This window comes from Bacillus sp. MRMR6, assembly GCF_001940785.1.
Taxonomy (GTDB): domain Bacteria; phylum Bacillota; class Bacilli; order Bacillales; family Cytobacillaceae; genus Neobacillus.
Genome location: NZ_MSLS01000014.1, coordinates 36401 through 57275, shown reverse-complemented (window position 1 = coordinate 57275; position 20875 = coordinate 36401). Strand labels below are relative to the sequence as shown.

Here is a 20875-nt window from a genome sequence, read left to right as displayed (position 1 = left end):
ATGAATATTCTCATTTCAAGTGTGGGAAGGCGAGTACAGTTAATTGAGTATTTTAAAGCTGAGCTTAATAAAGTTAATGGAAAGGTTTTGGCAATAGACTGCGATCAAACAGCACCTGCGTTATATCATGCTGATTTTTTTGAAATTGTGCCACGGATAGATCATCCAGAATATAAAACTGTTATTAAAAGCCTCTGTAGGAAATATAACATTAAAGGTATTTTATCGTTAATAGATCCTGAATTATCAATATTAACTACCATGAAAGATGAATTAAAAAAAGAAGATATTCACATTATTGTATCGGATAAGCAAGTCATTGATATTTGCTATGATAAAAATTTAACATATGAGTTTTTAAAGGATAATGACTTACCAGCGGTTCCGACTTATGAAAACCTTAATGATGTAATACAGGAAATAACCTTAGGTAAAATTAATTTTCCATTAATGATAAAGCCCAAAAATGGCAGTGGAAGTGCTGGACTGTATAAAGTCAACAACCTTAACGACCTTCAAATATATTGGGAGAGTAACCATAACCTCATTGCTCAACCTTTTATGGAAGGGAGTGAATATTGTGTAGAGTGTTATATTGACATTCTATCAAATGAGTTGATCAGTCAGTTTAGCAAACGCAAAATTAATATGAGGGCTGGAGAAACCGATAAATCTATAGCTATAAAAGACCCCGTCCTATTTGAGTTAACATTAAAACTTATCAATGCTTTAAAACCAATAGGTCCGGTTGATATTGATTTCTTTAAAACGGGAGATGGTTATGTGATATCCGAAATAAACCCAAGATTTGGTGGAGGATATCCCTATGCATATGAAATGGGAGAAAATTTCATTAAGAATATTATTAATAATCTTAATGGTATTACTAATCCACCATATGAAAAAAACATCTATCATTATGAAGAAGGGAAGATTATGGTTAGATTTGATCAGTTTGTGGTTCTGTAATAATATCAAAATTTCACAAAGACTCGTATCTTAATTAATGGAGGGTTGGAAAATGGAAGCTTTTCTATTAGAATTAGCCGATTTACTAGAGATTGAGAGAGCGGATTTGACCAATGATTATCAGCTAGAAGAAAATGAAAATTGGGATTCTTTGGCGTTAATTTCAATTATTGTGATGGTGGATGAACACTTCAAGTTATCTGTTTCAAATGAAGCTATAAAGAAGTGTGAAATTGTTGGCGACTTATTAAATCTAATCAATAATCAACTCGAAGTTATCAAAATGTAGACAGCAGGGTGCTTCCATTCAAATCGTAAAGGAAGATCTATTATGAAAAAAGTTGTAATTGTAGGTGCAGGCGGATTAGCAAGAATGATATACAGCTGGCTCCCAAGTATGATAGGTGATTCTTGGAAAGTAATTGGTTTTATTAGTGATAGATTAGACATTCTTGATGATTACAACTATAACATACCAATTATCAGTACAATCGAAGATTATCAGCCAGAAGAGGATCATGTTTTAGTTATGGCAATTGCTGACCCAAAGGATAAGCTAGCAGTAGGGCAAGCTTTAGAAAAACGTGGTGGTAAATTTCTTAGCTTGATACATCCAACTGCGATAATTGGAGAAAACGTTGAACTGGGAAATGGTTGTGTAGTGAGCCCACGTGCAGTACTTACTTGTGACATTCAAATTGGGGATTATGTACTGATCAATTTATGTTCAACGATTGGACACGATGTGGTAATTGGTAATGGGTGTACGATTAATTCTCATTCAGATGTTACAGGGTGTGCTAAGTTGGGCATTGGTGTATTCTTAGGCAGTCATTCGGTAATAACACCTAGTGTGAAAGTGAGAGATTTCGCAAAGATCGGAGCGGGAAGTGTTGTTGTTAAACAGGTGAAACCAGAGACGACTGTATTTGGCATTCCCGCAAAGCAAATCTAAACTATTTCATTATTGATAATCGAGGTTGGGTGAATCCTACTATGAGAAAAATTTTAACTGGGATAGCAGTCGGTCTATCTATTACGGCGGCGAATTATATATTTAATAAAAATAAGGATTATAGTGACTATGTTGCAAAGGTGCAGGGTGGGAAAAATCAAAAGTGGATTCATATTAAGTAAACAAAAGAAGACCCCTTTGTTTAGCTCTCATTACAAAGGGGCCATTTTTTCGTATTTGCTATAAACTCTACAAACAAATATTTATTTGGAGATTACATAAACTTCACACAAACCCCATAAGGAACGGTGACATCGGATTGCAATAACGTCAATTTCCCCGTTTCCTCATCCCGTGCATACAAGACCAAATTACTCGACTCCTGATTCGCAGCAATAACAAATTTCTCACTCGGATCAAGTGCAAAGTCCCTCGGCCAATCCCCTTCAGTAGAAACTCTTTCCACAAAGCTAAGCTTACCCGTTTCTTGACTAACTTTAAAAACAGCAATACTGTTATGCCCTCGATTACCCGCATAGACAAAACGTCCATCAGAAGAAATATGAATCGCGCTTCCTTGGTTGTTTTCAGTGAAATCCTCTGGAAGGGTGGTGATATACTGTTTTTCTGAGAAGTGTCCATCTTCTGGATTATAGCTTAAGGTAATCACTTCTGAGCTGAACTCAGTCATGATATAGGCAGTTTTCCCATTTGGATGGAAGACCAGATGGCGAGGACCGCTTCCAGCTTTTAACGGGAGAAGTTTCTTTTTGGTTAGCTTCCCGTCCTCCGCTACATCGTAGGTAATTAAAGCATCAGTCCCCAATTCGACAACGGTTAAGTACTTCCCATCAGGTGTTAAAGCAGCATAATGTGAATGCGGCTTTTCCTGTCTTGGGTCAGGTCCAGATCCCTCATGTAGAACAATGGAGGCTGGCGGTTGAAGTGAACCGTCCTCATTCAATAAGTACGACTCAGCGCTCCCTTTATGGTAATTGGCACTGAACACATAGCGGTTTTTGCTGTCAACACTTACATGGCAGGGAGGTGATCCTTCTAGAACCTGACTGTTGATCGCTTTTAGCTCACCATTTTCTTGAATAGAAAAGGATGCAACACCGCCTGCATTGCCTTCTTTTGAAACAGCATATAGATATTGTTTGTTATCGCTAATGGTTAGGTATGTAGGGTTCTCCAAAGTAGCTGCAACTTTAATATCTAGTATTTTCCCCTCTTCTGCGTTTAACGTAAAGGAATAAATACCTTTACTTTCACCTTTCGTATAGGTGCCAATGAAACCTTTAAACTCATGAATTGTCATTTTCATTCCCCTTAAAAAAATAGATTCATTTTATTTTAACAAAAAAACGCAGAATTATTAAAAATTAGTGCTTAATGTCCAAATATTAGTTGGCATTTGTTGTTCAACTTGCACATTGTCACAAGAAAGGGTTTTCTATAACCTAAAGGAGTATATCTTTTAGTAGAATGCCTAGGAGGATTAATATGAAATATCGAAAGCTTGGAAATAGCGGGTTACGCGTCAGTGAAATTGCTTTAGGAAGCTGGTTAACATATGGAAAGGCTGTTAATAACGAAACAGCACACGACTGTGTACATAAAGCATACGAGCTAGGAATTAACTTTTTTGATACAGCGAATGCGTATGAAGGTGGAAAAGCGGAGGAAGTACTAGGTGAGGCACTTAAATCGTATCAGAGAAGCAGCTATGTGGTAGCAACAAAGTTATTTTTCCCAATGGGAGATGGTCCAAATGACCGCGGGTTATCAAGAAAGCATATCATGGAACAATGTGATGCCAGCTTAAAACGACTTGGCTTAGATTATATCGATTTATATCAATGTCACCGGTATGACGCGGAAGTTCCGATGGAGGAAACACTTTATGCCCTTGATGATTTAGTAAGACAGGGGAAGGTTCTCTACACCGGAGTTAGTGAATGGAGTGCAGCTCAAATTGAAAAAGCGGCAGGAATTAGGAAAGAACATAAATTAAGACCTCTTATATCAAATCAACCGATCTACAATATGCTCGAGAGATACATTGAAGAAGATATTATGGATACTTGCACCCAAAATGGTATGAGTCAAATTGTATTCTCACCATTAGCCCAAGGTGTTCTAACGGGAAAATACAAACCAAATACGGAAAAGCCAGCTGACAGCCGTGCTGCTAACGATACGACTAATTTTGTAATTAATAGCTACTTCCGAAACGATGTATTGGAAAGCGTTCAAAAGTTAAACAACATAGCTAAAGAACTGGATGTAACACTAAGTCAGCTAGCACTTGCCTGGATCTTAAGTAATCCTGGGATCAGCTCTGCGATTATTGGTGCAAGCAGACCATCACAAATCGAAGAAAACGTGAAAGCTGTTGATGTGGTATTAACACTTGATGTAATAGCAGCAATTGATCAAATACTTGCAGGAATAAAAGACTTTGCCCCTTTAAGATAAGAAAAAGGGTCCTGTTGTTAAAAACAGGGCCCATACTTACCTATATTTACTTAGCTTGCAAACGTTGAACCTTGGTAAAAACAAGATTACACAAGTGATAATTACAATAGGCATAGACAGCGAAAATAAAAATAAAAGTGATCGGCCAAGTAAATAAAATCAACATTGTAAGAACGAGTAGAACAATAACGGATAATGTGACGAGGATATACCTAATCGAAAAGAAAAAAGAATTCTTAATCGCAGTCAGCCAATTGACATTGTAATTGGCGATCGTCGGAAAAATAAAAATCGTGATTAATAGGATAACGAATCCTAATAAAAATAAGACAGGTAGCAGGATATACTGGAAAGAACCAAGCTGTTCCATTAACATAAAATCTACTACAAATACTCCGCCAAAAACGATCCAAATGATACCTAATATAAAGCTTTGTTTAAAATTCTCTTTGAAAAATTGGTAAAACAAGCGAAAAACACTAAAGTCTTTATGCAGGACCCATTGGCGTATAACACAGTACATCGCCACGGTAGCAGGGAAAATAGTGACAACGGGTAAACAAAATAATAGCCAAAGAACAGTCAATTGAAAAAATGCAGTGACAACTTCAAGTACCTTAAAAATTTCTTTCATAATCTCACCAAGTTTCGTATTTTCTAGCAGTACAATAAAAATAGCATAGATTTAATAAAAAAAGAAGTAGATTAGACATGGAGGAAAAAATGGAAATAAAAGCAATTTTTTTTGACTTAGATGACACATTACATGATCATCTATTACCGTTTTCAAAGGCATTTAAAATGACTTTTCCAACTTTTGATAAGCAAATTGAGATCGAAGCAGTATACAAAAAGTTTAGAGATTTTAGCGACCTGCTTTGGAAAAAATACAGTGTGGGTGAATTAACCTTAGAACAATTAAGAATCGATAGATTGGTATTAGCGATGAACTATTTTAATATTTTCATCTCGGATAAACAAGCAGTGGAATTCCAAGCTCAATATGAGGAAGGTTTGAACCGTCTTCGTTTATTTCCAGAAGTACCTGAACTAATAGAAAACCTAAAAAGTAAAGAAATCCATGTTGGAATCATTACAAACGGTCCGGTGGAACACCAATTTAATAAAATAAAGCTGCTAGGTCTAACAAATCATATCCCCAGAGAAATGATGACCATCTCGGATGAAGTTGGAGTTGCAAAGCCGAATCCGCAAATCTTCCATCAAGTTTCAGATCGACATGGCTTTTCAGCTAATGAAATTTTATACATTGGTGATTCTTGGCCCAATGATGTAGTTGCCCCATTAGAAGCAGGATGGCAGGCTATTTGGTATAATCACCGCAAAAGACAGCCAACTAGTGAACATAAGCCTTTAGGAGAAGTAGATCAGTTGTTATCTATTCTCGAAATCATAAAAAAGGAACTTAAGTAGGAGGAATAAAATGAGACATCATACATTTGCAAAAACACCACCAATGGGCTGGAATAGCTGGGATTGCTATGGAGCAACGGTTAGAGAAGAAGAAGTAAAAGGAAATGCAGACTACATGGCAGAACACCTTAAACCATATGGGTGGGAGTATGTAGTTGTAGATATACAATGGTATGAACCAGGAGCAGTTTCCTCTGCTTACCGCTCTTTTGTTCCGCTTGAAATGGATGAATACTCAAGATTAATTCCTGCTGTTAATCGTTTTCCTTCTGCAACAGAAGGGAGGGGCTTTAAATCTTTAGCGGATTATGTACATAACCAGGGATTAAAATTCGGTATTCATATGATGCGCGGGATCCCCCGTCAAGCTGTACATCAAAATACACCATTATTAGGAACAAGTGTGAGGGCTAGAGATATTGCTCATCCAAATTCAATATGTCCATGGAATACGGATATGTACGGAGTGGATGCTTCTAAAGACGGAGCGCAGGAATATTACAATTCCTTATTTGACATGTATGCCGAATGGGGAGTAGATTTTGTTAAAGTAGATGATATCGCTGCATCCAGACTTTATCATTTTCATAAAGCAGAAATAGAACTTATTCGTAAGGCGATTGACCATTGTGGAAGAGATATGGTTCTTAGTTTGTCTCCAGGCCCTGCACCAGTAGAATTTGCAGAAGACTTAAAGAATAATGCTAATATGTGGAGAATGACAGATGATTATTGGGATCATTGGAATCTCCTATATGGAATGTTTGAAAGATGTGAAAAATGGAGCGAATACGTTGGGGAAGGTCATTGGCCTGACTGTGATATGCTTCCATTAGGACATATTGGATTACGCTCCGTTGATGGAGGGGGAGGGGATCGCTGGACACGATTCACAAGAGACGAGCAAATAACCATGATGACATTATGGTCCATTTTCCGTTCTCCGCTCATGTTTGGAGGGGAATTACGAGATAATGATGCATGGACTCTATCCTTACTAAGTAACAAAGAAGTATTAGAGGTAAACCAAAATAGCCATAACAATCGACTGATTTTTCGTGAGGATGATAAAGTTGTCTGGTCAGCTAAAAATAATGATGACCACACCTATGTTGCTTTATTCAACATAGGTGAGGAGACTACTAATTTAGAAGTTTCACTAGAACAACTTGGACTTTCACAAAAAAAGAGCGTAAGAGATTTATGGAAGCAAGAAGAAATAGGCCAAATTTCGGATAGAATCCACCATTCTTTACCTCCCCATAGTTCCATGCTATTAAAGTTATACTAAAAGCCAAGAAGAAATCCCCCTTTACCGTTAAAGGGGGATTTCTTCTTGGCTAGATACTAAACAAAGTAATGTTTGGTTCAATTGACAGCAGTAGCTTTTTTCACTTCAGCAGTAGAATTCCTTACAACTATTTCCGGTTCGTATATAACGGATTGCGGGATATTATCATTCCCCTCAACTGCTGAAACAATCCACTTTGCAGCTTCAATTCCCATATCCATTTTGGGATGGGTGACTGAAGTAAGTTTTATTTCGGATGCTTCTGCCAAAAAGGAATCATCATAACCAACAAGCGAGACATCTTCAGGGACGTTTAATTGGAGCTCTCGGAGCATACCCGATACACTAAGTGCGATCTGGTCGTTATAACAAACAATTGCTGTAGGCATTTTTTCTGCAGCAAAATATCTATTTAATTGATCTAATATTTTACTTTCTTCATCCTCTGTTGTATAGGTAATGACCATATCAGGGAAAAACGGCAAACCATGTTCTCTAAATGCTCGAATGAAGCCTTGCATACGGTTAACACCTTGAAGGTCATCTGTTTTGAATATACCAATAATTTTCTCATGTCCTAATTTAATTAGGTGCTCTGTTGCAATATAACCGCCGTGTTCATCGTTCATGATAATGTGTGGCGGCATTAATTGTGAGTAATATTGGTTGATCATTAAGTAAGGGATGTTATTTTGCTCTAATTCTAAGTAGTAATTAATATTAGGGTTATAATTACTGCTCTTTGTTGGTTCAACAATAAGTCCGTCAATATTTCTGCTTAACATCGTCTGCAGGCATTGTTTTTCTTTTTCAGTATCATTATCCGTACAAGCAAAGGTTAAAGAATAACCCTTTGTAGTAAGATATGATTCAATTCCTTTAATAATCGAGGGGAAAATATAGTCAGAAATGTAAGTAGTAATTACACCAATATTCTTACCACCATGAATCGCTACATTTTGTACAGTTTCCTTATTTTGATTCTGTCCAATAGTATGGGAGCAAAAAGTTCCAGCCCCTTGTTCCCTGTATAGTAATCCTTCATGAACCAAGTCACCTACTGCCTGGCGGACTGTATGTCTGCTAACACCAAACATTTTTACAAGTTCATTTTCAGAATAAATCTTTTCCCCTGGGCTAACCTTGCCCGTCGAGATCCATTCGGATATCTGTTCCTTCACCATATTGTATTTGGTCTTTTGTGCCATATTACACCACTCTTTCATCCAATTAATCATTTCCATATTAAACAACTTATACGTACAACAGTTTAAATGAATTATTATGACTATACTACCAAATTAAACAAAGATTTACTATGTCTAAATTATACTAAATTATGCTTCATAAAACACGTACGTACAAAGTAAATATTTTTTATAAAACTAATTGACATGTACGAACAGGTATATTACTATTTGAAGTGTAGAGAATACGCTTTCATAGATTTGCAACAAGATCTCTAGAAAAAGGGCAGGAAAACTTTCATAGTTTAAGGTTATTAACTTAATTGCGAAAGAATTTCTAGGAGGGATTCTTATGTAATTGTTCAACATGTCCGTACATCTATATTTTGGCATTCTATTATTCTGTTATTCTAGTAGTAACATATCTACTTTCTATATTATATAAAAGTAGATGCGCTTTCAAAGAAATTCTATCATGGGGTTAAATTTTTTAAAAAAATAAAAGATAAGTATTGGAGGGATTTACTTGTTTAAATCATCTAAAAAAATGGGTATCATGTTGCTTCTTGCAATTATGGTTATCAGTGCAGTATTAGCTGGTTGTGGTGGTAAAGAAAGTGGTTCAGGAGATAGCAAATCTGGAAAAACGGAAATCACTTTCATGTTTAGAGGACAGCCAAAAGAATTAGAAGCTTATACAGCTACTGTAAAGCGTTTTGAAGCATCAAATCCAGATGTAAAAGTTACTTTAGTTCAAGTTGCTCCAGATCAATATGATACAAAGTTGAAAGCAGCAATCGCTGGTAAGAAGATTCCAGATGTTTTCTTCTACAACCCAGCTCAAGTTAAAGCATATGTTAACTCTGGTGTGCTAAAAGATATCACTGAGTTTGTTGAAGGTTCAGAAGGTGTTAGCATCGACGATATTTGGGAAAAAGGTATCAATAAATATCGTTTTGATGGGAAAACACTTGGTCAAGGTGCGATTTATGGATTACCAAAAGACTTAGGTCCGTTTGCATTAGGGTACAACAAAACAATGTTTGAAGAAGCTGGAATTCCACTTCCTGACAATGACACTCCTTATACATTAGATGAATTCATTGAAGTGGCACAACAATTAACAAAAGATACAAATGGCGATGGTAAAACTAATCAGTTTGGTACAGGCTTTAACATTCAATGGTCATTACAGCCAATTGCTTGGAGTAATGGTGCAGACTGGATCGATGAAACTGGAACAAAGGTAACAGTTGATACTCCAGAATTTGCAGAAGCAGTACAATGGTTTGCTGATCAGCAAAACGTTCACAAAGTAACTCCTTCTATTGCAGAAGCACAAACACTTGATACGTACCAAAGATGGATGAAGGGTGAATTAGCATTCTTCCCTGTTGGTCCTTGGGATATGGCAACATATGCAGAGCAATTAAAGTTTGAATACGACTTAATGCCTTGGCCTGCAGGAAAAACTGGTAAACCTGCTGCGTGGGTTGGTTCACTAGGTATTGGTGTAGGAGCTACTTCTAAGAATGCCGAAGCAGCTGCTGAGTTAGCATTGTACCTATCTGCTGACCAAGAAGGAAACCAAGCATTAGTTGATGCTCAAGTTCAATTACCAAACAGCGTAACAGTTGCAGAGCAGTGGGCTGCTAATGAATCAATCAAGCCTGCTAACAAGCAAGAATTCCTTGATATTATTAACGATTACGGCCGCGGATTCCCAGCTGAAAAAACATATACAGGTGAATGGTATGATGAGTTCTTCAAAAATATCCAGCCAGTACTTGATGGTAAGCAAACTGCTGCGGAATATGTAAAAGAAGCACAGCCAAAAATGCAAAAACTATTAGATGCAGCAATCGAAGCAGAAAAGAAAGCTGCTAAGTAAGGTAATAATGATACTTTGACATAGTGTAAATGGTGCTAGTTTTTAGAAGATTACTAGCACCATTTATTCCTTTTATCTAAATTTTTTTCACGAAAGAAATTTAGAAAAAGGGAAATGTCAAATATATACTTAAAATGCTCTTTGAAAGGGTGAGGAAAGATGAAAGTAGCTTCACATTCCAAACTGTATCGTACAGAACAGAGATATGCTTACTTATTTATTGCAGCACCTGTCTTAGGATTCCTCATTTTTGCAATGGCTCCACTTATTTATTCAATCTATGGAGCTTTTACGGACTGGGATGGATTAGGACAAATGAATTTTATTGGGTTAGAAAACTTTATCAATGTTTTTCAGGATGAGTATTTCTATAAATCCATGTTTAACACTGTTTACATGATGCTTGGTATCCCGATTGGAATTATTCTTGCGCTATTACTTGCAATGGCATTAAATAGAGGAATTCCTGGAACAAACACATTTAGAGTACTTTACTATATTCCGGTTGTTTCCTCTATTGCTGCGATCTCTATTCTTTGGCAATGGGCTTACAACGGAGATTATGGATTAGTTAACCAATTTTTAGCACTATTCGGTATTGAAGGCCCTAACTGGCTGCAAAATACTAGCACGGTAAAACCAGCATTGATTATCATGGCAGTATGGAAGGGCTTAGGCTACACGATGCTATTATATCTAGCGGCATTACAAAGTGTACCTAAATCATTCTATGAGGCAGCCAAATTAGATGGTGCTGGAGCACTTCAAGCCTTTTGGTATATTACACTCCCAATGGTAAAGCCGGTTACCTTCTTTATCATCGTAACCAATATTATTGGCGGGGCGCAAATCTTTACGGAAATTAACGTTATGACTCCTACGGGAGGACCAGAATATAGTTCAGCGTCAGTTGTATTCTATGTATGGCAGAAAGCATTTGGTAACTTCCAACTAGGTTATGCATCTGCAATGGCCTTAGTACTAGGACTTTTCATCTTTATTATTACCCTGATCCAATTTAAGATTAACGAAAAATCTTCCTTTGATTTGGATTAATAACTGGTGAATAAAAGAGTAAAAGAAAGGGGCTTTTAATAATGGAAGGTGCATTTGCAGATAAAAAGTTGGTTAAATCAGAACCAATGTCTGAAAAGAAAAAAGATAGAATTACGAATATATTTGTTTTTGCCTTTTTAAGTGTAGGAGCTATCTTCATGGTAGCACCATTATTATGGATGTTCTCTACTTCGCTTAAATCGAAAGAAGATGTATTTGCCCTACCGCCAGTATGGATCCCAGAAACAATTTCATTTGCAAAGTATGCTGAAATTTGGTCAATGGGACCTTTGCTGTCAGGTATTAGTAATAGTTTAATCGTAGCGGTTTCTGTCACACTTATTGGAACATTCACCTCTAGTTTAGCGGCATTCGCATTTGCTAAATTACAGTTCAAAGGAAAAAATAAGATTTTCTTATTGCTATTTGCTTCTGTTATGATTCCTTACCCGGTAATCATGATTCCGCAGTTTATCATGTTCTCTACTGTTGGATGGGTTGATAGCTTACTGCCGCTAATCGTACCAGGACTATTCGGTAACATATTCATGATATTCTTCTTACGACAGTTCTTAACAAGTATTCCTAACTCAATCATTGAAGCAGCAAAGATTGATGGATGCTCTTATTTCCAAATCTTTCACAAGATTATCTTCCCATTAATTAAGCCAGCGGTGGCAGCGCAATTAATTTTGTGGTTTATGGGAATATGGAACGATTACTTAGGTCCAATCCTTTATTTGAACTCACCTGAGAAGCAAACCTTGCAGTTGGTTATTGCCAACTTCAATGCATCTTATGCGATTCAAAGTGATTATCCATTAATCATGGCTGCATCTGTCATTGCCTTATTGCCAATGTTGATTGTGTTTATTATCTTCCAAAAACAAATCATTGAGTCAATCGCTATTTCGGGTGTAAAAGGTTAATACAACTAAATCAAATGCAAGTGCATTCTTGATTCGTGGTTTTAGAAGTTTAATAGAGTAAATTGAGGCACTTATCAGCATCGACTTGATAAGTGCCTTTTGTTTTAAGAAAGCACATAGAGGAGTCGGCACAATGAATAGAAAAACTAAAATGCTAGTCCTTGGGCTCATCATTTTTATACTTGTAATCTCGTCTATTTTATTAGGAATGCATTTTACGAAGCCAAATAATAATGATGATTCAGGGATCAGTTTCCCCAAAGCACCTGCAAAGCAGCCAATCCAGAATGTCAATGCTGACATTGTTCATAGAGAACGGGATTGGACAACCAATTTCACTCATGATGCTGCCATCATTAAAGCGGATGGGTGGTATTATGCCTTCTCAACTGATTACATGATTGGGGCATCTCCGACACCAGGTATTCAAATTAGGAAGTCTAAGAATTTAATAGACTGGGAGTTTGTCGGCCGGGTATTTGACCAAGTCTCAATGGAGGCATGGGAGTGGACAACCGGCAATACCTTTTGGGCACCGAATGTAATCGAAATGAATGATAAGTTTTATTTGTATTACTCTGTTTCTTCGGTCGGTAAAAGAAACTCCTATATTGGCCTTGCAACGAGTGACAGTATAGAAGGACCATGGACGGATGAAGGGGCAGTTTTTAAAACAAAAGAAAGTGATGACTATACTGCTAACGCAATCGATCCTGATATTGTGATCGATCATGAAGGACAGCCTTGGATGGTGTATGGTTCCTATTTTGGCGGCATCTTTATTACCAAAATAGATAAGGTCACTGGTAAATTAGTAGATCCGACTGATGAAGGAACATTGATCGCACAAAGGAAAAACATGAGCTATGGGATTGAAGGGCCTGAAATTATGTACAATCCTGATACAGGTTATTATTATTTAACCGTCTCCTATGAATGGTTAGAGGATACCTATAATGTTAGGACTGCGCGCTCAAAAAGTATCACCGGTCCGTACCTAGATTATAACCACAGGGATATGGTCGATACGACGGACGAGTCTTTTGATACAGGAAACAAATTAGTGGGCAGCTATGCGTTTGAGAATAGTGATGGCTGGCTTGGTACCGGGCATAATGGTCTCCTAGAAGAGGATGGCAACTATTATCTTACCCACAATGCCAGAGCGGGTGAAGATATTTACTGGTCCCATTTACATGTCCGAAAAATCCTTTGGACTCTAGATGGCTGGCCGGTCGTATCTCCTGAAAGATATGCAGGGGAAAAGGAACAAAAAATCAAGGAAGAAAATCTTGTAGGGCACTACGAACAGATTCACCTTCCGCGGTATGATGATAGTTTACAAACCTCCGCGGAACTGACCCTCCTGCCTAAGGGAAAAGTGGAAAATAAAGAAAAAAGCAGCTGGGAATTAACGGGAGATAATACATTAAAACTATCTATCTATGATCCTGGTGTTGCTCCTGACGACTACTGGAATTATAGCTTGAAAGTAATTCCTGCCTGGGATTGGGAGAATTGGAACCCGACGATTGTGTTCACAGGAATGGACCAAGAAGGAACCGTTCTATGGGGCAAAAAGAAGCTGGAAAAAAATCACTAAGGGAGATATCAGATGAAACTAAAAGCGTTTGATCTTAACCGTGTTCGTGTTACCGATGGACCACTAAAGCATGCAATGGATTTAAATAAAGATTATTTATTACAGCTTGAGCCTGACAGACTTTTATCAAGGTTCCGTGAATATGCAGGCTTAGAACCAAAGTCGAAAAATTATGAAGGCTGGGAAGCTTTAGGGATTTCTGGTCATTCATTAGGCCATTACTTATCCGCATGTGCCATGATGGCGGCAGCAACGGATGATGCTAGATTGATCGAACGAGTAAGCTATTTAGTAGATGAATTAGGGTTATGCCAAGAAGCACATGGAACGGGATATATATCTGGTGTTCCCCGCGGAAAAGAAATCTTTGAGGAAGTAAAGGCAGGGGATATCCGCTCCCAAGGCTTTGATTTGAACGGGGGCTGGGTCCCGCTGTATTCAATTCACAAATTGTTTGCAGGCTTACGTGACGCTTACAAGCTGACTAAAAACGAAAAAGCGCTGCAAGTTGAAAGAAAGCTTGGTCTATGGCTGGAGGATGTGTTTTCAAGCTTAAATGCACAGCAGGTAGAGGAAGTCTTGAAATGCGAATTTGGCGGGATGTCGGAAACCTTGGCAGACCTTGCTGAAGATACTGGTGAGAATCGGTTTTGGAAATTATCTGAACTATTCCATCACGCTGAACTATTAAATCCGCTGGCAGATGGAAAAGACTTGCTTGCAGGCAGACATGCAAACACCCAAATCCCAAAAGTGGTTGGGGCGGCCCGGCAGTATGAAATTTCTAAAAAAGACTCATACCGACGTATATCGGAATTCTTCTGGGACCGAGTTGTACACCAGCATTCCTATGTAATTGGCGGTAACAGTTTAAATGAGCATTTTGGTGAAGCGGGCAAATTGAATGATCGTCTTGGTGCAAATACCTGTGAAACCTGTAATTCTTACAATATGTTAAAACTGACAAGGCATCTTTTCCAATGGAACGCTCTAGCGGAGCAAGGGGATTATTATGAAAGGGTTTTATATAATCATATCTTAGCCTCCCAGCATCCGAGTGAAGGCACTGTTACCTATTTTGTTTCCTTAGATATGGGTGGACATAAGGTTTATAATTCTAAATTCAATGATTTCACTTGTTGTGTCGGTACAGGAATGGAAAACCATTCAAGCTATGGTAACGCCATCTACTTCCAAGGTGAAAATGCTCTTGTCATCAATCAATATATTCCTTCTAGGCTGAATTGGAAGGAGATGGGAGTTGTGGTGAATCAAACTACCTCTTATCCAGAAAACGGTTCAATTTCACTTGGAATTGAATCTACTGAGCCTAAAGAGTTCGCCTTATTAGTTCGTTATCCTTATTGGGCTGAACAGGGGATGACTATTTTAATAAACGGTGAACCGTACAGCCATGATGCACAACCTTCTAGTTTTATTTCGCTTAAGAGAGTATGGAATAGTGGTGATCAACTAGAATTAAATATTCCAATGACCTTAAGAGTGGAATCAATGAATGATAACCCAAACCGGATCGCATTTATGAATGGTCCGATTGTTTTGGCAGGTGATTTAGGACAAATTGATCAAGAAATAGATGCAACTGACCTATTGTTTACACCAGTACTGGTAACCGATCATCCGGAAGTGCTTAGCCAGGTTGTGCCGGTTTTAGAAGAGAATCATCTATTTGAAACAAAGAACCTAGGGTTTCCGCGAGACGTCAGCTTATCACCTTTTTACCAAATGCATGATCGGAGTACATCAGTCTATTGGGATGTATTTACTAACGAAAAGTGGAGTGCGGCTGAAATCTCTTATAAAGCCTCTATTGAGAAAGATCGTGAACTTAGACTGAAAACGATAGATTTCGTGCAGCCAGGAGAAATGCAGCCAGAACGGGATCATGAATTTGAAGGGGAACATGTAGGTTATGGTGTACTTTCCAATCGAAAGTACAGAGAAACTTGGCCAAGTGGATACTTCTCCTTTAATCTAGAAGTACTATCTAATCAAGTGAACCATCTAATTGTTATGTATACGAAGGAAATAGAAACGATGCAATCATTCGATATTACCGTTGATGGAGTAATCTTAGAAGATGGTCAAATAGAGTTAGAAGAAATGAATAAGTTTGTACTGGTTAAATATGAGATTCCAAATCATGTAACAATGGACAAGAGTAAGGTGAAAGTAAAGTTTTGTGCACATGAGGGGCAAAAAGTTCCGAAGGTTTTTGGAATTCGTGTGGTTACGGAGTAAACTTTTTACTTAATAAGCGAAAACTTTTTAAAATACCATTGAAAAAATAATGATAGATGGTACAATCAAATTAAAGGTTATACGTACAAGTTTGAGGCTGGTTATGATCAACTTGTAAGGTTGGTCATAAGGAGTTACTATCTACTACTCTAACCCTTGTACGTATAGCATCAATAAATTTAGAAAGCGCTAAATTCATCAAGTCTCATAGATTAAATCCTATGAAACTTGAAAAATATTTTTACAGTTTTGTAAACGTATTCTTACTTTAAGGCAGTTTTATAGTATTGGCCAAATTAACAAATTAGAGCTAGTACCTTGGTAAAAGGAGGAGATTTTATGCTAGAAAAATTAAAGCAAGAGGTGCTTGAAGCAAATTTGGCTTTGCCAAAGCATAACTTAGTTACCTTTACATGGGGAAATGTTAGTGGAATTGATCGTGAGCAAAATCTTGTCGTCATCAAGCCAAGCGGAGTTCCTTATGAAGAGTTAAAAGCTGAGGACCTCGTAGTGGTTGATTTAGAAGGAAATATTGTTGAAGGGAATTTGCGCCCTTCCTCTGATACACCTACTCATCTTGCCTTGTATCGTGCATTTCCAAGCGTTGGAGGGGTAGTTCATACTCATTCCCCATGGGCGACTAGTTGGGCACAAGCAGGGCGTCCGATTCCGGCACTTGGTACCACTCATGCTGACTATTATTATGGGGAGGTTCCTTGTACACGTGAGATGACTCAAGAGGAAATTGAACGTGCCTACGAACTTGAAACAGGAAATGTCATCATCGAAACCTTTGAGAAAGAAGGTCTTGATCCGGCAGCTATGCCTGGGGTACTGGTATTTAATCATGCTCCATTTTGCTGGGGGAAAAATGCTAATCAGGCTGTGCACAATGCAGTAGTGATGGAAGAAGTGGCGAAAATGGCTCTTCATACGTTTCAATTGAATCCCAATATCCAACCCATCCAACAATTTTTATTAGATAAACATTACTTGCGTAAGCATGGAGCAAATGCATATTACGGTCAAAAATAATTTGTAGTACTGCATAGGTATTTTAGACATTTGCTTCTAAAATTACTTGTACGTATAACTTATTTACTATATGAAGTGAAATAAACTCAAAAATGATCTGGGGGGCTTTACCTTGTTAACTACAAAAGCATATGAATATTGGTTTGTCACTGGAAGTCAATTACTTTACGGAGAAGATGTACTTAGAGCAGTAGAAGAAAACTCTAGAGTCATTGTTAATGGTATAGATGCAGATCCAGCTGTACCTTATAAATTGGTATTCAAATCAGTTGTAAAGGATTCAGATGCAATTCGAAGATTAATTCTTGAAGCAAATTCAGATGAAAATTGTGCAGGGATCATTACATGGATGCATACATTCTCACCATCAAAAATGTGGATTGCAGGACTATCTGCACTACAAAAGCCACTATTGCACTTAGCGACTCAATTTAACCGTGATATACCATGGGCTTCGATTGATATGGATTTCATGAATTTAAATCAATCTGCACACGGTGACCGTGAACATGGATTCATCCACAGCCGTATGAATGTAAAACGCAAGGTAGTGGTAGGTCACTGGGAAAATGGAGAAGTAAGAGAACGAATTGGAAGCTGGATGAGAACGGCAGCAGCCTTTGCAGAAAGCAAAGTCCTTAAAGTTGCAAGATTCGGTGATAATATGCGCCAAGTAGCTGTAACGGAAGGCGATAAAATTGAAGCTCAAATCAAATTTGGCTGGACAGTGAATGGATACGGTGTTGGAGATTTGGTTCAAAGAATGAATGACGTAACCGAACAGGAAATTGATACTCTAATGGCTGAATATGAAGAACTGTATGATATCGTACCTGTAGGCCTTACAGATGGACCAGTTAGGGATTCTATTCGTTATCAAGCAAGAATTGAACTTGGAATGAAGGCGTTCTTAACAGAAGGCGGATATACAGCATTTACAACAACATTTGAAGATTTACACGGCATGCACCAGCTTCCAGGTCTTGCAGCTCAGCGCTTAATGGCACAAGGATATGGCTTTGCTGGTGAAGGCGATTGGAAAACAGCAGCGCTTGTCCGCTTAATGAAAATCATTGCTGGTAACGAAGAAACTTCATTTATGGAAGACTATACGTATCATTTTGAACCAGGAAACGAGATGGTACTTGGTGCGCACATGCTTGAAATCTGCCCAACGATCTCGGCTACTCGTCCAAAAATTGAGGTTCATCCACTTGGAATTGGCGGCAAGGAAGATCCTGCAAGAATCGTGTTCGATGGTAAAGGCGGTTCTGCGCTAAATGCTTCCATTATTGATCTTGGCCATCGTTTCCGTCTTCTTGTGAATGAAGTAGATGCCCTGCAGCCGGAACAGGATATGCCAAACCTTCCTGTTGCACGAGTATTATGGAAGACACAGCCATCTTTAAGCCAAGCAGTTGAAAATTGGATCCAAGCAGGTGGTGCTCATCATACTGGCTACTCTTATAAAGTCACAACTGAACAACTAAGAGATTTTGCTGAATTAGCTGGAATTGAAATGGTAGTAATCAATAACGATACGAATACACATGCTTTCAATAACGAATTACGGTGGAACGATCTGATTTATCGTTAAAAAAAAAAGTATCTAAAAACAAAGGGCTATTAGCAATAATAGCCCTATTGTTTAAATATAGAAGAAGAACTCTCACTTTTAGAAACTGAAGGAGGAACACATTTTGAGTAAAACCGTTGATAAATTGCAAGTAGAGCAATTTGCAGTTAATACCATTCGAACTCTTGCAATTGATGCAATTGAAAAGGCTAAATCAGGACATCCAGGAATGCCGATGGGCATGGCACCAGCAGGCCATGTACTATGGTCAAAGGTAATGAATCACAATCCAGCAAATCCAACATGGTTTAACCGTGACCGTTTTGTTTTATCAGCTGGACATGGATCGATGCTTCTATACAGCCTATTACATTTAAGTGGATATGACCTATCACTTGAGGATTTAAAACAGTTCAGACAGTGGGGAAGCAAAACACCGGGACATCCCGAATTTGGACATACAGCAGGAGTAGATGCAACAACCGGTCCTCTCGGCCAAGGTATTGGAATGGCTGTCGGAATGGCAATGGCTGAAGCACACTTATCATCCGTATATAATCGCGAAAACTACGAGCTTATTAATCATTTTACATATGCGATTTGTGGTGATGGAGATTTAATGGAAGGTGTTTCTGCTGAAGCAGCTTCTCTTGCAGGACATTTAGAATTAGGTAAATTAATCACAATCTATGATTCTAACAATATAACACTTGACGGCGAAGCGGACCTGTCCTTTTCAGAGGATGTAGCTAAACGTTTCGAGGCATATGGCTGGCAGGTTCTTCGAGTGGATGAAGAAAATAATCTTCTTGCAATTGAAGAGGCTTTGTTTGAAGCAAAGAAGGATTTGTCCAAACCAACTCTAATAGAAGTAAAAACAACACTTGGTTACGGCAGTCCAAATAAGGGTGGCAAAGGCGGCCATGGTGGTACACACGGTTCTCCACTAGGTTCTGAGGAAGTTAAACTGACTAAAGAGGCTTACGGTTGGCCGCAGGAAGACTTCTTTATTCCTGAAGAGGTTAAAGAATACTGGCAGGAAGTTAAAAATAATGGGATAGAAGCTAACCAGAAATGGGATGAATTACTCAACCAATATAAGCAGAGCTTCCCAGAATTAGCAGACCGCCTTGAAAGAGAGATGAAGGGTGAACTGCCTGAAGATTGGGATGGGGAAGTGCCTGTATACGAAAAAGGAACATCACTTTCAACCCGCGTTGCTTCAGGACAGGTTTTAAATGCGCTTGCAAAAACCATCCCGAACTTAATTGGTGGTTCTGCAGATTTAGAATCATCGACGATGACCCACTTAAACGGATTAGGCAGATTCTCAGCAGGTAATTACCAAGGCAGAAATGTTTATTTTGGCGTCCGAGAATTTGCTATGGGAACGATTGTAAATGGAATGCTCTTGCACGGTGGAGTAAAGCCGTTTGGATCTACTTTCTTCGTATTCTCAGACTACCTTCGTCCTGCAATTAGGCTGGCTGCAATTATGAATTTACCTGCAGTATATGTATTCACACATGATAGTATTTTTGTCGGGGAAGATGGACCGACACACGAACCAATTGAACAATTGGCAGCATTGCGGGGAATTCCAAATGTAACCGTCTTGCGTCCAGCAGATGCGAATGAAACAGCAGCAGCTTGGAAATATGCCATGCAAAATCAAGATGGTCCAGTGGCATTGGTGTTAACAAGACAAAATCTGACCGTCAATCTAGATGTTGACACAGTAAATGAAGAAACTGTAAAAGGGGCGTACATTGTTGCGAACTCAGAACAGGAAGTGCCAACAGTTCAATTGATTGCTACTGGCTCAGAATTAACGCTAGCTTTAAATGTAAAAGCGGGCTTAGACAAAGAAGGGATTACTAGCAGAGTTGTGAATATGCCTTCATGGGAGTTGTTTGACAAACAACCAAAAGCCTACCAAGAAGCTATTTTACCATCTGAAATTAAACTAAATGTTGCAATAGAATTAGGTTCACCTCAGGGCTGGGCACAATATGTAGGCAGAGATGGACTTGTAATTGGAATTTCCACATTTGGAGCGTCTGCACCTGGTGACAGAATTGCCAAAGAGTATGGTTTTACAGCTGAAAGTATTATCAAGAAAATTAAAGAACGCCTTTAAATCCTGGTTATTCGGAGATGCTAAAGGGGTTGAACAGTAATTATTCATCCCAAACTACTACAACTG

General features: G+C 38.3%; 18 protein-coding genes. 15 read left to right on the top strand and 3 right to left on the bottom strand.

The window, feature by feature from the left end; all coding sequences use genetic code 11:
- Genes BTR25_RS14650 through BTR25_RS27690 form a run of 4 tightly spaced genes read left to right on the top strand, consistent with a single transcriptional unit; the run spans position 1 to position 2106 of the window.
- Positions 1-969: an ATP-grasp domain-containing protein gene (locus tag BTR25_RS14650; RefSeq protein ID WP_075688789.1), complete on the top strand. Its 969-nt coding sequence runs from the start codon at positions 1-3 to the stop codon at positions 967-969.
- 52 nt (positions 970-1021) lie between these two features.
- Positions 1022-1258, top strand: a complete 237-nt coding sequence (locus tag BTR25_RS14645; RefSeq protein ID WP_075688788.1) for an acyl carrier protein — start codon at positions 1022-1024, stop codon at positions 1256-1258.
- A 42-nt stretch (positions 1259-1300) separates the two neighbouring features.
- Positions 1301-1924 carry an acetyltransferase gene (locus BTR25_RS14640; RefSeq protein ID WP_075688787.1) on the top strand — a complete coding sequence of 208 codons (624 nt, stop codon included), beginning with the start codon at positions 1301-1303 and terminating at the stop codon, positions 1922-1924.
- Positions 1925-1965: 41 nt separating this feature from the next.
- Positions 1966-2106 carry a hypothetical protein gene (locus tag BTR25_RS27690; RefSeq protein ID WP_175596795.1) on the top strand — a complete coding sequence of 47 codons (141 nt, stop codon included), beginning with the start codon at positions 1966-1968 and terminating at the stop codon, positions 2104-2106.
- A gap of 92 nt (positions 2107-2198) precedes the next feature.
- Here the strand turns inward: BTR25_RS27690 and BTR25_RS14635 are convergent, their stop codons facing one another.
- Positions 2199-3245 (bottom strand): lactonase family protein, encoded by a 1047-nt coding sequence (locus tag BTR25_RS14635; RefSeq protein WP_483295261.1) that lies wholly within the window; start codon positions 3243-3245, stop codon positions 2199-2201.
- A gap of 185 nt (positions 3246-3430) precedes the next feature.
- On the opposite strand from BTR25_RS14635, the gene BTR25_RS14630 reads away from it, so the two are divergent.
- Complete coding sequence (locus BTR25_RS14630; protein ID WP_075688786.1) at positions 3431-4405, top strand: aldo/keto reductase family protein; 975 nt, start codon at positions 3431-3433, stop codon at positions 4403-4405.
- 46 nt (positions 4406-4451) lie between these two features.
- Here BTR25_RS14630 and BTR25_RS14625 read toward each other — a convergent pair whose 3' ends face one another.
- Complete coding sequence (locus tag BTR25_RS14625; protein WP_075688785.1) at positions 4452-5039, bottom strand: YesL family protein; 588 nt, start codon at positions 5037-5039, stop codon at positions 4452-4454.
- Between the two features lie 89 nt (positions 5040-5128).
- Here BTR25_RS14625 and BTR25_RS14620 point away from each other — a divergent pair, with 89 nt between their 5' ends.
- Positions 5129-5839 (top strand): HAD family hydrolase, encoded by a 711-nt coding sequence (locus tag BTR25_RS14620; protein ID WP_075688784.1) that lies wholly within the window; start codon positions 5129-5131, stop codon positions 5837-5839.
- Positions 5840-5849: 10 nt separating this feature from the next.
- Positions 5850-7130: a glycoside hydrolase family 27 protein gene (locus BTR25_RS14615; RefSeq protein ID WP_075688783.1), complete on the top strand. Its 1281-nt coding sequence runs from the start codon at positions 5850-5852 to the stop codon at positions 7128-7130.
- A gap of 77 nt (positions 7131-7207) precedes the next feature.
- Here BTR25_RS14615 and BTR25_RS14610 read toward each other — a convergent pair whose 3' ends face one another.
- A complete protein-coding gene (locus BTR25_RS14610; protein WP_075688782.1) occupies positions 7208-8338 on the bottom strand; it encodes a GntR family transcriptional regulator in 1131 nt (376 codons plus the stop codon).
- Positions 8339-8873: 535 nt separating this feature from the next.
- Here BTR25_RS14610 and BTR25_RS14605 point away from each other — a divergent pair.
- From BTR25_RS14605 to tkt, 8 genes are all read left to right on the top strand, one after another.
- The gene (locus tag BTR25_RS14605; RefSeq protein ID WP_083652402.1) at positions 8874-10208 is read left to right on the top strand and encodes an ABC transporter substrate-binding protein; all 1335 of its coding nucleotides are present in this window, start codon (positions 8874-8876) and stop codon (positions 10206-10208) included.
- A gap of 159 nt (positions 10209-10367) precedes the next feature.
- Positions 10368-11264 (top strand): carbohydrate ABC transporter permease, encoded by an 897-nt coding sequence (locus BTR25_RS14600; RefSeq protein WP_075688781.1) that lies wholly within the window; start codon positions 10368-10370, stop codon positions 11262-11264.
- 86 nt (positions 11265-11350) lie between these two features.
- Complete coding sequence (locus tag BTR25_RS14595) at positions 11351-12193, top strand: carbohydrate ABC transporter permease (RefSeq protein WP_083652401.1); 843 nt, start codon at positions 11351-11353, stop codon at positions 12191-12193.
- Between the two features lie 133 nt (positions 12194-12326).
- On the top strand, positions 12327-13796 hold the full coding sequence (locus BTR25_RS14590) for an arabinan endo-1,5-alpha-L-arabinosidase (protein WP_083652392.1): 1470 nt from the start codon (positions 12327-12329) through the stop codon (positions 13794-13796).
- A gap of 12 nt (positions 13797-13808) precedes the next feature.
- Positions 13809-16058, top strand: coding sequence for a glycoside hydrolase family 127 protein (locus BTR25_RS14585; RefSeq protein WP_075688779.1), 2250 nt, complete (start codon positions 13809-13811; stop codon positions 16056-16058).
- 339 nt (positions 16059-16397) lie between these two features.
- A complete protein-coding gene (gene araD, locus BTR25_RS14580) occupies positions 16398-17093 on the top strand; it encodes an L-ribulose-5-phosphate 4-epimerase (protein WP_075688778.1) in 696 nt (231 codons plus the stop codon).
- A 112-nt stretch (positions 17094-17205) separates the two neighbouring features.
- Positions 17206-18690, top strand: coding sequence for an L-arabinose isomerase (araA, locus tag BTR25_RS14575; protein WP_075688777.1), 1485 nt, complete (start codon positions 17206-17208; stop codon positions 18688-18690).
- Between the two features lie 103 nt (positions 18691-18793).
- Positions 18794-20809 (top strand): transketolase, encoded by a 2016-nt coding sequence (tkt, locus tag BTR25_RS14570; RefSeq protein ID WP_483295260.1) that lies wholly within the window; start codon positions 18794-18796, stop codon positions 20807-20809.
- The last annotated feature ends 66 nt before the right edge of the window (positions 20810-20875 follow it).